The sequence below is a fragment of the Yersinia massiliensis genome, from assembly GCF_003048255.1.
In the GTDB taxonomy this organism is placed as follows: Bacteria; Pseudomonadota; Gammaproteobacteria; order Enterobacterales; family Enterobacteriaceae; genus Yersinia; species Yersinia massiliensis_A.
Genome location: NZ_CP028487.1, coordinates 1,573,137 through 1,588,094, shown reverse-complemented (window position 1 = coordinate 1,588,094; position 14,958 = coordinate 1,573,137). Strand labels below are relative to the sequence as shown.

Below are 14,958 nucleotides of genomic sequence, written 5' to 3'. Positions count from 1 at the left end.
GGCTGATAGGTCTTTACGCCTCACCTAGCCAACATCAACCATCAACCGCTTGCCACTACTAGGATAACGATCGAATCCCCTTAAACACGCGTTGCAAAATCGGCCCCAACACTTTTAATGTCTCCGGTGACATCATCGTGATATGGGAACAATCCAAACTGTAAGTTTGCAATTGTTTCGCATAAGGTCGCCAAATTTCCTCTGGCGATTCACCGTCAGGCAAGGTCTGAGTGGCAACAAACAACGTGGTTTCACCCTCATAAACCGGCGTTTTCGCCCCTGACAGCAAACCAACCGCATCGTCGTAGTTTGCTTGAATTTGCGCAAACATCTCGCGTTTCTCTTCTTGCTCGTCACCTGCCGCAGCCATAAATAATGCCCGCTCACGTTCGACTTCTTCGAGTGCTTCAGCCTCAATCGGTGCATTCCAATCCTGAGTTTCCGGTGGATAGGTATCCAACAACCCTAAGAAAGCGACTTCCTCACCCTGTGCCCGCAATTTTACCGCCATGGCCTGCGCCACGGTGCCGCCCAGTGAATAGCCCATCAGATGATATGGCCCCTGTGGTTGGACCTGACGTAACGTTGCCAGATGATGATCACAGAGGCTATCCATATCCTGACAGGTGGCGATTGCCCCATCAGGGCGAGGTGATTGGATCCCTAACACTGGCCAGTTGCCCGGCAAATAACGAGGTAATAGGCTGAATTGCCAAGCAAAACCCGAGGCCGGATGGAGACAAAATAGCGGATGACCGTGGCCGCTTCGCAACGGCAATACTTCACTGAAGCCCGCTTTTCCGGCTGACATTTCTGATGATGGCTGGCTCAATGCTGCCGCCAACGTTGCTACTGTTGAGGCCACCATCACTTGCCCAACCGCGACCGGTTGCTGCAACTCGCGACGTAAATCAGCCGCCAGTCTCATCGCCAGCAAAGAGTGCCCCCCTAACGCAAAGAAATCATCATCAGCATTGACCGACTCAACCCCCAGCAAGTTGGCAAATAACCCCGCGATCACACTTTCCAGACCGGCGTGTGGCGCACGTCCACCATGACCTGCTTGATTAACGGGAGCGGGTAACGCTTTGCGATCCAGTTTGCCATTGGCGCTAAGCGGAAATGCTTTCAGACTGACGATAACTGCCGGCACCATATGCGCGGGCAACTGTTCACTGAGCTGTTGGCGCAAGAGTTCCATGTCGGTATTTTCAGCCCCGTTAGTCGGCACGATATAGCCCACTAATTGACGGCTATCGGCACCGGCCAAAGCTCCCTCGACACCGACCAAGGTGCGAGCATGAACAACGGCTTGCTGGACTTGAGGTAGCGCCAGCAAAGCAGACTCTATCTCGCCCAATTCAATACGCTGTCCACGGATCTTTAATTGAAAATCGCTGCGCCCCAGATACTCGACGGCACCGTCCGGCAGCCAGCGAGCAATATCGCCAGTGAGATACATTCGCTGGCCATGATCGTAAGGATCAGCGACAAAGCGGCTGGCCGTGAGATCTGGACGATCATAGTAGCCTTGCGCCAATTGCACGCCACACAGATACAGATCGCCTGCCACGCCAACGGGGACTTGGCGCAGCATACTGTCGAGAATTCGCAGTTGAGTATTCCAGACCGGCTTACCAATGGGCACACTGTTGCCCGCCACCTGCGCCAGCGCATCGCCATAGGCTGGCTGATAAGTCACATCAACCGCCGCCTCAGTCGGGCCATATAAGTTATGTAATGGCGCAGAAAAAATCGCCTGATAGAGAACCGAGAGCTCGCGTGACAATGCCTCACCACTACAGAATACTCGGCGCAAGCTCTGGCAGGGCTTATCTTGCGCTGCCATAGCACTGACAAAAGCCGCCAGCATGGAGGGGACAAAGTGGGCGGTGGTCACCCCATAATCTTCAATCAGGGTGCGTAATGCATCGGGATCACGGTGCGCCTCCGGTGGTGCCATGACCAATCTAGCCCCGGTGATCATCGGCCAGAAGAACTCCCACACCGAAACATCAAAACTGCACGGCGTTTTTTGTAATACCACATCATCACCGCCCAATGGGTACTCATTTTGCATCCACAACAAGCGGTTAACGATGGCACCGTGCGAGATCACCACCCCTTTAGGTCGGCCAGTGGAACCTGAGGTATAGATGAGATAAGCCGGACTTTCCACCGTGATCAGGACGGTAGGCAATGTCGCTGTCACCAGCAAATCCTGCTGATCGAGCTGCAATAAGGGTGCCTGACCGATAAAACGTTCCGCCAATGAACTGACGGTAATAATCAACCGTGGCTTGGCATCACCTATCATATAAGCCAGACGATCCGCAGGATAACCGGTATCCAACGGTAAATAAGCGGCACCGGCCGCCAAAATAGCCATCAGAGCCAGACTAAGATTGACCGAACGTGGCAGTGCCACAGCGACCCGATCCCCCGATTGCACACCTTGTTGGCGTAAAATAGCCGCCAGTGCGTTGACCCGTTGATTTACCTGCTGGTAAGTCAGTGTTTCATCGATATCCAGTAACGCGACCGCTTGCGGGGTGGATTGTGCCTGCTGGTTCATCAAGTCACATAGCGTCAGTTTAGGTAGGGCGATGGCGGTGTCATTGACTGACGCTATCAGAGCTTTTTCGCCATGGGTCAGCAAATCCAGTGCGGATAAAGGCAGCTCTGGCTGCCAAACCAAGTGCTCAAGCAACATCACCAAACGCTGGGCTATTTGTTGCGGATCGGTGACGGCATCACGGTATTCCAGTTGCAGGTGCAGCCTCTCACCCGGTAGCACCAATAACGTCAGTGGATAATGGGTATAGCCGCGATTATTCAGTGCATCACAGCGTAGACCATTGAAAGATTGCTGATGTAATTGGTTGTTTTCTGGATAATTCTCGACCACCAATAAAGTATCAAATAAGGTGTTCGCGCCGGCCAGACGTTGGATCTCGCCCAAGCCAAGGCCATCATGCTCCAATAACTGGATTTGCTGTTGCTGCAAGGCTGCCAGTTGCGTTAACAGTGGCAATTGAGGTTGCAATTTTACCCGCACAGGGAGGGTATTACTGAACAAGCCAACATGCTGCTCGATGCCTTCTATTTCACTAAAACGACCCGAAACCGGCGAGCCGAAGACCACATCATCACGGCCACTGAGTACCCCCAATAATGTCGCCCAAACACCTTGCAATAAGGTATTCAGCGTGATGCCTTCACGCCGCTGCAAGGCGGTCAATGCGCTTTCCAGTTTGCTGTCCAGCTCAATCACCCACTCGGACACTGGACCGGCGGCATTGGATTCAGGGTACAAAATTGTCGGCGTCGCCCCCTGCAACGCCTGCTGCCAAACCGAGCGGTCTTGCCGTAAGTCCCGCGCTGTCATGCGGCGAATGAGGTCGCCATAACTCACGCTCAGCGGCGGCAGTTTTGCACTCTTGTCATATGTTTCACTATTCCCCGATTTTTCACTATTGCCATACAGGTGCAGTAAGTCATGTAACAAGATGGCCGACGACCAGCCATCACCCACCAAATGATGCGCAATGATTACTAAGGAATGGCGCTCGCTGCTGTAGCGGATCAACGTCGCCACCAGCAAAGGTTGCAGCGTCCCCGCCGTGTCGCGCATCAGATCCCGTGCCAGCCCTTCGCGCTCTAATCGTTGGGTTTCGGCCATTTGCTGATGCGGTGTCAGTGCACTGAGATCATGCTGTCTCCAAGGCCAGCGACGGGCATTGCCATGAATCTGCGGCAGGATTTGCAAAGATTCAGGGTGGAGCTCACTGTCAAAAATAGCGCCCAATTGCGGATAGCGTTGTAGCAGGCTTTCCAGTGCATCGCGCAAGCGTTCGATATCGAGCTCACCCTGAAGATCAAAGCGGCTAATGGCATTGTAATTGTTGGCTTCTTGCCCTAATTGAGCATGGAATAGCAACCCCTGTTGCAGCGGTAAAACCGGTAAAATATCGGCTATCGGGCCATATTTTTCACTGGCGGCTTGCCACAGTTTTTCCGGTAAAATATGGGCTGTTGGCATCGCTAGCGCTGGCTCTGTCCCCTTCTCAATCAATGGCTGTAATGCTTGCGCCATTCGAGCCGGCGTACGCAAAGCAAAAATTTCACGCGGAGTTAAGCGGTAACCCGCGCGGCGCAAAGCACTCCCCAAAGCCATGGCTAAAATACTGTCGCCACCCAGTTGGAAGAAATCATCTTCTGCCCCGATGCAGTCTAAACGCAGCAAGCTGGCAATATTCGTGCACAGGAGCGTTTCCTGCGGGGTTAGTTGTTCAAGATAAGCTGACTGTTCAAGACGGGATGACTGTTGCCGATGTTGTGGGGCGGGCAGTGCCTGACGATCAATTTTACCATTCACGGTCAATGGCATTTCATCCAGCACCATCAGCAGCGCGGGCACCATATAATCCGGTAAAGTGGCCGCCAGTTGACGCATTAATCGCGCATTGAGATCTTCGCTGTCACGCAGTTGTGCATCAGGCACTGAGCAGTAACCAATCAGCCGGTGTGTCGCGCCGATGGCTTGTGCAATCACCACGGCACTGCTGACTTCGGGTAAAGCCACCAATGCATTTTCTACTTCACCCAGTTCGACGCGGAAACCACGCACTTTTATCTGATGATCAATTCGGCCAACAAAATCTAACTGCCCCTGTGCTGTCCAGCGCATCAAATCGCCACTGCGGTACATCACTTCGCCGTAACGGAATGGGTTGGCGACAAAACGAGCTGCCGTTAAATCAGGCCGATTCAGATAACCACGCGCCAGCCCTAGGCCAGCAATATAGAGCTCCCCGACCGAGCCCACTGGGACTTTTGCCAGTTGGCTATCCAACAAATAAACTTCGGTGTTAGCTACCGGGCGGCCCACCACCGGTTGTAACGACACAGTGGTATGTGCGCCAAGGGTATCAATGGTGTATTCCGAAGGACCATAGAAGTTAACCACATTGAGCTCAGTATGCTGCTTTAACAGATCCCATAACCGCGGGGTCGCCGCTTCGCCGCCAATCATAATGAAAGCAGGCCGATGGCGACCAAGCTCCAATAAGCCGCTATCGATCATTTGTGTGAAGAAAGACGGCGTAATATCCATCGTGTCGATGGGGGCCTGATCCATCAACTGCACCAGTGCATAAGCATCACGGCGCATTTCTTCATCAAAAATCACCATCTCACAGCCCATCATCATCCAAAACAGTGGTTCCCAAGAGGAATCAAAGGAAAATGACGCGGTGTGTCCAGCACGCATTCGACGCGTATTTTGTTGCTTGAAGGCAGCCATCGCCGGACCATACAGATAGGTACGATGCGCCACCAACAAGTTCACTAAACCGCCATGGGTGCTCATGACTCCTTTGGGCCGCCCAGTCGAGCCGGAGGTGTAAATCATGTAAGCCAAATGGTCGCCGTGCATTGGCTGCCGACGTTCAATATTGCTGATGGGTTGGATAGCATAAGCCGCACATTCACGCTGGAAGTGAACGTCATCCAGACAGACTATCGGCATCTCACCCATCGCATTCAACGGAGATAACACACTTTCTGTCGATTGGTGGGCCAACAGGATACGCGGAGTGGCGTCTTCACACATGAGCGCTAATCGGTCCATCGGATAATCGAGATCCAGCGGCATATAGGCAGCACCACTGGATAACACCCCCAAAATTGCCACTAGCGAATCCACCGTTCGGGGAAGACCAATCGCAATCACATCTTCGGCCCCAATACCTCGGGCAATTAACGCACGCCCCAATTGGGCGACACGGGCAGAAAGCTGATGATAAGTCAGGCTTTGATCGCCACATCTCACCGCAATGGCATCCGGCTGCGCGCTGACTTGTTGCTGGAAAATATCCAGTACTGAAACGATGCCGGCAGGCAGACTGAATTGTGGGCCTTTCGCCCAGCTATCAATGGATTGCAATTCTTGCGTGGGGGTCAGTATGAGGTTGCCAATCGGCATGGTGGCCTGAGTCGCCAGTTGTTGCAGCAAATACGATATCCGCTCACCGTGTGCCTGGAGGTTGGCGTGATCATAACGCTCCGCATTCGCCAAGATTTCCAGCGTTAGCTCGCCGCTTTCGAGATAGAGGTCAATTTCTAAATCATCTACGGGGCCAGAGGCGAGCGTGTGAGTGATGCCCGTGATTTCCCCTAGATTCAGCGCAAAATCAAACAGTTTGAAATTCAGCACGGGGCCATAAAGTGACCGTTGGGAACCGACCATCCCCAGATCGCGCCGTAATTGGTCCGCTTCATAGCGCTGGTATTTCCGTACCCTTTTCAACTCGCTCGCCACTGCCCGAGCAACATCCAGCAGGTTCATTTCAGGTTGTAAATTCACCTGCAATGGGAGGACATTCACCACCGGCCCAGTGGCAGATAAAGCGGCCGATCCCAAGCGGCGCATAAACGGACATCCTACCGATAGACGCCTTTCACCACTCATTCGGGCAAAATACGACATCAGCAGTGCCATCGCCATATCGGCGGCAGTCAGACGTTGCTCTGCCCCCTGTTGTGTCAAACAGCTAAACAAGGCTGAGTCGATATCAATGCGCTGACGCAACACGCGACTCGCAGCTTGTTCGGCCCGAATAGGCGAGTTTATGGCTGAAAGAGAAATCGCGGCGGGTAAATCCGCAGTATGTTGCAGCCAGAATTGCTTATCACGTTGCTCGGTTTCAGAACCGGCATACGCTAAGTATTCACTGACTACATCACTGAAAGGGGTAAAGGGCGATTCGCCAATGGGTTTACCCTGCTGAAGAGCGGTGTATATATCAGCGATACGGCGGGTAATAGCGGTGAAACTAAAGCCATCGATTACCAGATGATGATAACGCTGATACCAGAGCCAGACCGGTTTACCTTGTTCATCCGGTACACGAATCACCCAGTGGCGATAAAGGGGTTCGTCGCCATCGGCCAGTAAATCTGCATCAATATCATCTTGCATTAATGCCAGTGCCGCCTGACGACCATCGGCACGAGAACTGAGATCGAGCCAAACCAGCTTGGGGATGTCAGTTGCTTTACACTGGAGAGGAATACGCTGCATCGGGCCATCAACGCCGTGGAAAAAGCGAGCATGCAGGGTGTCAGCCTCAGACAACCCTTGGCTGACGGCGCGGCTAAATAACATTCGGTCCAACGAACCGGCCAGTTCAATGTAATGAGCCACGGTATACAAGGTCTTTTGCTGGCTGAGCTGATCGGCAAACCAAATACCGGGTTGCGCGGCAACCAGTGGCAACTCGACAATAGCGGCATCTGCGAAAATGGGGGTTGAATCCTCTGACACGATGGGTATTCCTTTTTTGGGCAACAAACGACTTATCGCAACCGGTAGGGTCGCAATATTCCGATAATTCCGTTCACCGATGACCTGCGTTATCGCAGGGCAGCCTCTGCACGAATCAAGCTGGCCGGACGCATATCGGTCCAATTGGCCTCAAGATATTTCACACAGTCCGCCCTGCTTTGCGGGCCATAGACACTCGTCCACCCGGCTGGGATCGCCGTAATTTGTGGCCACAAACTGTATTGCTGCTGCGCGTTGATCAGCACTAAGAAGGGTAATTCTTCGTTATCGAAGGGGTTAACTTGTGTTTCATTGCTCATGGCGATGACGTCCTTGTTTTTAATGAGTGGAACCTAATAAACAGTGCAATCCATCAATCAATCCACCACGCCAACACAGTGCATCGTGACCACCGGAATAAATACGATAGTGCAACCGATGCCCAGCCTGACGCAGCGCGTCACTCATGGTTTCATTGACTTGATAAATCACATCTTCACGGCGGCCGGCTTCCATAAAAATAGCCAATGGATGACCCGCTCCCAGACCTTGGTAAACCTGCTCTGTCAGCCACCCCTGATGTTCAGCCGTCCCCGCCGACAATGCGGTGAAATTATCAACGTCTGGCCACCAGAAAGAACCGGATTGGCTTAATACACAGCCAAAACGCGCAGGCCAATGTAATCCGGCATATAGCGAAGCCAGACCACCATAGCTTTGCCCAGCAACGACGGTGCGAGAGGCTTTTTCAGTGAAGGGTTGCAACAAGGCAACTTGTGGCAGTAATTCTGTTTGCAGCGCGAGCCAAAATTCTTGATTGCAGGGCAATTCTTCCGAACGATGGGGCTGATCAATAATATCGATCAACACATATACACTCGGGGGTAAGCGGCCAGCGGTCGTTTCATTATCCAACACGCCAAATACCGTCTGCCCCTGCGCCCAATACTGACCATCGAGCAAAATAGCCAACGGCCTTTCTGCTATCGCGTCCGCATCAAAACGGGCATTGCCAAGACTTTCATCACCCACAGTGTGATAAATCCACACATTGCGGCTGTTACCTAATCGCTGGCTGTTCCAAGTGATGCGTTGTAGCCGTTTTGAGTCGGTAGGCAGTGTTTGGCCCGTATCAACCTGTTGCCAGGCCGTTTGCGGCAAAGCATCGGCGAGATGCACCGCAGAAAGCGGCATGCCACGATAACTGCAATGAGCCGCAGTGAGATTTAATGGATCGTTTTCTGCCAGATCCAACATTGATATCCACCAATTGCGCTGCGCCTGACGCCGCTCTGGTGCGCTACCTTCGGGCAAATTTAAGCATTGCGCTGCGGTGGCCGGAATAAAGCAATAGCTGGCACGGAAATCAGATTCCACTTCCGCCTGCCAATACCAAACATCTGTTTGGCCCAAGCGCTGAAGAGTTTCAGGATTCGGGCTGTGGTGATCTGTCAGCCCATTGACGTCGATATAGACTCGACGGTAAACAGAGTCGTGCGCCTTTTCCTGCCGGTCGCGCCACAGGAAAGTCAGTTTTATATTGCCCGCCGCGAGAGGTTCCACCAGCGGTGTCCCCCACTGCGCGACCTGCTGCCACCATGAGTCACTCCCGGCGAAAGGATCAGCTAGCAGATGCTGACTCGCCGGATATTCATTTGTCGTGCCCACACTCAACCCTCTTAATTTTACTGCCCAAGTCTATTCGCGGCTATTCGCGCGAATACCTGTCCCGTAACGACTAAAGAGAAAGCTAATACATACGTGTTTCTTATGAGAATACGAATTCTATTGAGAACAATTATTATTTGCAATAACATAGTGCGCATTCTTTCTGGGGTGTCACTCTCTTGTCGCATTTGGCATGGGCGCGGTGTGGTGCGGCTAATGATTGAATGGCTAGAAATCTTTTATATAACTCATTAAATCAGACCTATACCCAATAGTTTCCGAGGGTATATTTTTGTGTTTCTAGATAGGGATAAATCATGTTTGAAACTTCTGGCAAGAAGAGACCAACAAAATTGCCATTTCGGGCAAGCTGCAAATCAAAGACCTTATTATTTACCTCAGCATTAATATTAATTCCTTCTCTTCAAGCTTCCGCTGCGACCACCGCTAAAGAAGCCACTGCGTCGAAAGAAGATAAGCTGGTGGTGGTTGCCCAAACCGGCAGCGGGCAACAAGATGATGGTTTCGTTGCTAAAAATAGCTCCACTGGCACCAAGACCGATACCCCGCTAATCCGCACACCACAATCAGTTTCTGTTATTACCGCTCAGCAAATACAAGACCAAGGTGCAACCTCTGTCGCACAAGCTCTGCGCTACACCGCAGGCGTTGTACCGGAGTATCGGGGCGGCTCTAATATGAATGATGAAGTGATCATTCGTGGTTTTGGTTACGCACCGCGTTTTCTTGATGGTTTGAGCTATAACTCATTGGGTGGCGCACGTCGTGGTGGTCAAATTGATCCATGGTTACTGGAACGGATTGAAGTAGTGCGTGGCCCTGCCTCCGTGCTGTACGGTCAGGTCAACCCAGGTGGCTTAATCAATATGGTTAGCAAGCGCCCAACCGCAGAAAGCATCCATAAAGTTCAGGTCGGTGCAGGTAATAACAGCTTGGCAGAAGCCGCTTTCGACTTTGGCGGTGCAGTGGATGATGAAGGCAAAGTGCTTTATCGCCTGAATGGCATTGGCAGAACTCAAGATGATGCGGTTAATTCATTTAAGCAGGAACGCTTTGCGATTGCGCCTGCGTTAACCTTTATCCCGAACGAAGACACCACCTTTACTTTACTGACCAGCTATCAGAAAGAGCCAAAAGCCGGCTCGCGTAACTTCTTACCCGCAACGGGTACGGTGTTTGGCACTGCCTACGGCAAAATTCCCTATGACTTTAATGTCAGTGACCCCTCATTTGATCAGTCTGAGCGCGAACAAACGTCTGTTGGTTATTCGCTTGAGCATTACATCAATGACACCTTAAAATTCCGTCAGAATCTACGCTACAGCTATAACAAACAAGACTATAAATATCTGGTCTTTATGAATTTGCTCGCCGATAACCGCACCATGACCCGTCGCCCGCAAATCGAGCGACAGACAACCGGTGAATTTGCAGTTGATAACCAGTTGCAAGCGGATTTCTGGACTGGCCAACTTAACCATACCGTGCTGACGGGGTTAGATTACAAACGCACCCGTATCGATAGCCAATTCTTTATGGGAACGGTACAGACAAAATACAATCTGGATTGGGTATCGCCGAGTTATGGCCTGAATATTCAGGACAGTGATTTATCACTCAATAGCAGCGATCTGACCAAGCTCGATCAAGTCGGGGTTTATTTACAAGATCAAATTGAGCTGGATAAGTGGAACTTCCTGCTGTCTGGGCGCTATGACTGGTCACAGCTAAAAAACCAGTACCGCAAAACCGCCACTCATGATCAGCAAGACGACCATGCTTTCACTGGCCGTGCTGGCGTACTGTATGCCTTCGATTCGGGTATTTCTCCTTACGCCAGTTACAGTACTTCATTTGAACCTAGCACCGCCAAAGGCGCGCCAGGGACGGGGGCATTGGACCCAGTGACCGCACGTCAGGTTGAAATTGGCATCAAATATCAGCCACCGGGTAGCAGCACCATGCTGACCACCGCGCTGTATGATTTGCGCCAGAAAAACATCAGCCAATACGATCAGGCGCTAGCCTATAGCGTCCCGATTGGCGAAGTACAATCTCAGGGTATCGAAGCCCAGTTAAACAGTGAGATTAACGATAATATCAACTTGATTGCCGCCTATACCTACACCAAAGGGAAAGTGCGTGAGACCAAAACACTGGCTGAATTGGATAAAATGCCAGCCCGTACACCGAGCCATTCTGCTTCACTCTGGGGAATGTATACCTTTGATAAAGGCGTGGTAGAGGGCTTATCCACCGGTATGGGCGTGCGATATATCGGCACCAGTTGGGGAGATGCGAAGAACAGCTTTAAAGTCCCGGCAGTGACCCTGTATGACTGGATGATGCGCTATGAACTCGGGCAAGCAGTACCTTCTCTGAAAGGCACCAGTTTGCAAGTCAACGTCAACAACGTTTTCAATAAAGAGTATGTCGCCAGTTGCGCACAAATGGCCGCTTGTTTCTATGGCAGTGGCCGTGTTGCCACCGCAACGGTCAGCTATTCCTGGTAAGTCCTCTGATAGTTCTACCCCGTGCCGGTTGAGCTATGCCGGTACGGGTTCTCAATCTACGTGCTAATTGCTCCCTGACACCAAAAACAAAAAGGGCACCCGCAGGTGCCCTTCATCAGAACTTCACTTCACCAGCATCAACTGGCCAACCCTTGTTAACGACGGTTGCCGAAAATCCGCAGCAACATCAAGAACAAGTTGATGAAATCAAGATACAACGTCAATGCGCCAACAATGGAATACTTACGGAAGCTATCTCTGTCGTTAGGATCCAACTGCGCACCCATATTCTTCAACTTCTGGGTATCGTATGCAGTCAAGCCAACGAACACGAGCACACCGATATAAGTCACTGCCCACATTAATGCAGGGCTTTTCAGCCAGATATTCACAATCGAGGCTAATACGATCCCGATCAGGCCCATAAACAGCATACTGCCCATGCCGCTCAAATCGCGTTTGGTGGTGTAGCCGTAGAAGCTCATCGCACCAAACATCCCCGCACAAATGATAAAGGTGCTGGCAATTGACGCGCCGGTATACATGATCAAAATGCTGGAAAGTGTTAAGCCCGTTAATGCGGAATAGAGCATGAACAAGCTGGTTGCCATCGAACCACTCAGGCGATTAACCATGCCTGAAATAACAAATACCAAGCCCAACTGAACAATGATCAGCCCGAAAAAAGTAATCTGGCTGGAGAAAATAAAATTAAGTATCGCAGGTGTATTCGCTGCGTACCAAGCGACAACCGCCGTTAATAACAGACCACAGGTCATCCAGCCGTATACCTGCGCCATATATGCCTGAATGCCAGAGTTGGCACGTTCGACAATAGAACCATTAGAGCGTGGATAGCGATCCATGGTAGTTACCTTATGCATATAAATAATGAAACAGGCTATCAACTGACAGCCCACCGACTCTTTTAGATTAACACAGAAACACCCTCAATACGGGAGTAAAAATCGGTATTTAGCGCTAATCTTTACATGGGTTTACGTATGATTTACCAGCGATTGGCGGCAGCATGGTCACTATCGCGTGATTCAACCCAACGTTCACCCTCCGCAGTGGCTTCCCGTTTCCAGAAAGGTGCCTTCGTTTTTAAGTAATCCATAATAAATTCAGCGGCATCAAATGCCATGCCACGATGCGCACTGGTGACGCCAACAAAGACGATTTCATCGCCGGGGAAGAGTGGCCCAACACGATGAATGACCGTCACCCGCTGTAGGGGCCAACGGCCGCGCGCTTCAGCGATAATGTCGCCAAGCGCTTTCTCCGTCATACCGGGGTAATGTTCCAGTGTCAGTGCGCTGACACTTTCGCCCAGATTGTGGTTGCGAACTTTACCGGTAAATGTCACGACTGCGCCGTCTTCGTCACACTGCGATAACCATTGATATTCATCACCGACATTGAAGGCTTCAGGCCCAACGTGAATACGGGTGTGTTCCATCATTATCCCCCCGTCACCGGTGGAAAGAAGGCCACTTCATCACCAGCCACCAGCGGATGTTGCCCGCTCACCAACGATTGGTTGACCGCGGTGAGTAACTTACCCTCTTCGAGGGCCAACTGCCAGCGATCACCTCGTTGGCACAGCGCTTGCCGCAATGCCTCGACGGTTGGGAACTCAGCCGCCAATTGCAGGCTATCGGTTCCCACCAGTTCACGAACCTGAGCGAAAAATAGAATCTGGATCATGGGTTCACCTTAAAATCACCAGACTTCCCACCGCTTTTTGCCAGCAGGCGTACTGGGCCAATAATCATGTCTTTTTGCACCGCTTTGCACATATCGTAGATGGTCAGTGCCGCGACTGATGCCGCAGTCAGGGCTTCCATTTCTACGCCAGTTTTACCGGTCAGACGGCAGCAGGACTCAATACGCACCCGATTGTGTTCAGGCTGAGCTTCTAACTGCACTTCCACTTTGGTCAGTAGCAGCGGGTGACACAATGGGATGAGTTCCCAAGTGCGTTTAGCTGCTTGAATGCCCGCAATACGTGCGGTGGCAAAAACGTCGCCTTTGTGATGGCTGCCGTCAATGATCATTGCCAGTGTCGCGGCGTACATTTCAACAAATGCCTCCGCTCGTGCTTCGCGTACGGTATCTGCTTTGGCAGATACATCGACCATGTGGGCTTCGCCAGCGGCGTTGATGTGGGTGAGTTTTGTCATTATTTTCATTATTTTCGTTATTGATGTTAAAAGGCGTTAGCCGCCAATAAACGATAAATTCTGCGTGATACCGCTGTTGCCTTCATGCAAGAAATGGGTCTGCTTCTTAGTTTGCAGTGCGCGCTGAATTCGCATCATCAATTCATCTTGCTGATCATCACTGCCCAGCAGGTCACGCAGCGTAATGCCTTGTTCGCCAAATAAGCATAAGTGCAGATTCCCCAGCGCTGAGACACGCAAGCGGTTACAACTGGCGCAAAAATCTTTCTCATACGGCATGATAAGCCCCACTTCCCCTAAGTAATCAGGGTGATGGAATACCTGTGCGGGGCCATCACTGCGGGCACGTTCTTGCTGTTGCCAACCTTGCTGAAGTAATTGCTGGCGGATAACGCCACCGGAAACATGGTGTTTGCGAAATAGATTGCCGCCCTCTCCCGTTTCCATCAACTCAATGAATCGCAGTTGGATCGGTCGGGATTTAATCCAGTGAAGGAAGGCACTTAATTGGCGATCATTCACATCTCGCATCAGCACCGCATTGATTTTGATTTTGTCAAAACCGGCTTCAAAGGCGGCATCAATACCCTGCATGACTTGATGGAATTTATCCTGCCCAGTAATGGCATGAAATTGCCGCGGGTCGAGGCTGTCGACACTCACGTTAATGGCGGTTAGCCCTGCCTCTCGCCATTGCATGGCGTCACGGGCTAAGCGATAACCATTAGTGGTCACAGCAATAGTGCGTATCGCAGGATTTTGGCGGATTGTCGCAATGATATCGGTGAAATCACGCCGCATAGAGGGTTCACCGCCCGTCAGGCGGATTTTTTCCGTCCCTAACAAAGCAAAGGCGCGACTGACGCGGCTTATTTCATCAAGGCTCAGAAAACTTTTTTGCCCGTCAGGGCGATAACCATCCGGCAGGCAATAGGTACAGCGAAAATTGCACACGTCGGTGATTGATAGGCGCAAATAATAGAACTTGCGCGCAAATGCGTCAGTAAGTTGTACCATAACACCTTTCCAAATACGGGAGATGCAGGCATTTCTGCCTCGCACCCTGGTGGCTTAAAGCCACGGCCAAGGCATCATATTGTTCGTTATTCATCCAACGAGACAACTTAGACACCAAGGCTAGGAGTTTAAGTTCAGAGACGGTCAGTGACTGCTGCTGAACCATGGTTTAAAAAAGTCAGGCACGTGCCGACATCAAGACGACTAAACGCTAAAAACCCTACTT

Annotated in this window: 9 protein-coding genes and 1 riboswitch; of the genes, 1 reads left to right on the top strand and 8 read right to left on the bottom strand. The window is 51.3% G+C overall.

Features of this window, described 5'->3' with window-relative positions; all coding sequences use genetic code 11:
- Window positions 1-58 precede the first annotated feature (58 nt).
- From DA391_RS07275 to fes, 3 genes are all read right to left on the bottom strand, one after another.
- Window positions 59-7,327 (bottom strand): non-ribosomal peptide synthetase, encoded by a 7,269-nt coding sequence (locus DA391_RS07275; protein ID WP_108087496.1) that lies wholly within the window; start codon window positions 7,325-7,327, stop codon window positions 59-61.
- Window positions 7,328-7,416: 89 nt separating this feature from the next.
- The gene (locus tag DA391_RS07270; protein ID WP_050079998.1) at window positions 7,417-7,647 is read right to left on the bottom strand and encodes an MbtH family protein; all 231 of its coding nucleotides are present in this window, start codon (window positions 7,645-7,647) and stop codon (window positions 7,417-7,419) included.
- A gap of 19 nt (window positions 7,648-7,666) precedes the next feature.
- Entirely contained in the window at window positions 7,667-8,995 is a 1,329-nt protein-coding gene (gene fes, locus DA391_RS07265; protein ID WP_050286155.1) for an enterochelin esterase, read from the bottom strand.
- 317 nt (window positions 8,996-9,312) lie between these two features.
- Between fes and DA391_RS07260 the strand changes: the two genes are divergently transcribed.
- A complete protein-coding gene (locus DA391_RS07260) occupies window positions 9,313-11,529 on the top strand; it encodes a TonB-dependent siderophore receptor (RefSeq protein WP_057649826.1) in 2,217 nt (738 codons plus the stop codon).
- A gap of 155 nt (window positions 11,530-11,684) precedes the next feature.
- Here DA391_RS07260 and DA391_RS07255 read toward each other — a convergent pair whose 3' ends face one another.
- The 5 genes from DA391_RS07255 to moaA form a co-directional block, all read right to left on the bottom strand.
- On the bottom strand, window positions 11,685-12,395 hold the full coding sequence (locus tag DA391_RS07255; protein WP_019210662.1) for a Bax inhibitor-1/YccA family protein: 711 nt from the start codon (window positions 12,393-12,395) through the stop codon (window positions 11,685-11,687).
- 143 nt (window positions 12,396-12,538) lie between these two features.
- A complete protein-coding gene (gene moaE / locus DA391_RS07250; protein WP_050080127.1) occupies window positions 12,539-12,991 on the bottom strand; it encodes a molybdopterin synthase catalytic subunit MoaE in 453 nt (150 codons plus the stop codon).
- Between the two features lie 2 nt (window positions 12,992-12,993).
- Window positions 12,994-13,239, bottom strand: coding sequence for a molybdopterin synthase sulfur carrier subunit (gene moaD, locus DA391_RS07245; RefSeq protein ID WP_019210664.1), 246 nt, complete (start codon window positions 13,237-13,239; stop codon window positions 12,994-12,996).
- The gene (gene moaC, locus DA391_RS07240) at window positions 13,236-13,715 is read right to left on the bottom strand and encodes a cyclic pyranopterin monophosphate synthase MoaC (protein ID WP_050080001.1); all 480 of its coding nucleotides are present in this window, start codon (window positions 13,713-13,715) and stop codon (window positions 13,236-13,238) included. Before moaC ends, moaD begins: the two co-directional genes overlap by 4 nt.
- A gap of 36 nt (window positions 13,716-13,751) precedes the next feature.
- Window positions 13,752-14,732 (bottom strand): GTP 3',8-cyclase MoaA, encoded by a 981-nt coding sequence (gene moaA / locus DA391_RS07235; protein ID WP_050080002.1) that lies wholly within the window; start codon window positions 14,730-14,732, stop codon window positions 13,752-13,754.
- Window positions 14,719-14,871: riboswitch (molybdenum cofactor riboswitch) on the bottom strand. It overlaps the preceding gene by 14 nt.
- Between the last annotated feature and the right edge of the window lie 87 nt (window positions 14,872-14,958).

Coding starts and splice junctions, on each gene's coding strand:
- moaA (WP_050080002.1), bottom strand. CDS start 14,732: ATGGTACAACTTACTGACGCATTTGCGCGCAAGTTCTATTATTTGCGC.
- DA391_RS07260 (WP_057649826.1), top strand. CDS start 9,313: ATGTTTGAAACTTCTGGCAAGAAGAGACCAACAAAATTGCCATTTCGG.
- DA391_RS07255 (WP_019210662.1), bottom strand. CDS start 12,395: ATGGATCGCTATCCACGCTCTAATGGTTCTATTGTCGAACGTGCCAAC.
- moaD (WP_019210664.1), bottom strand. CDS start 13,239: ATGATCCAGATTCTATTTTTCGCTCAGGTTCGTGAACTGGTGGGAACC.
- moaC (WP_050080001.1), bottom strand. CDS start 13,715: ATGACAAAACTCACCCACATCAACGCCGCTGGCGAAGCCCACATGGTC.
- DA391_RS07270 (WP_050079998.1), bottom strand. CDS start 7,647: ATGAGCAATGAAACACAAGTTAACCCCTTCGATAACGAAGAATTACCC.
- moaE (WP_050080127.1), bottom strand. CDS start 12,991: ATGGAACACACCCGTATTCACGTTGGGCCTGAAGCCTTCAATGTCGGT.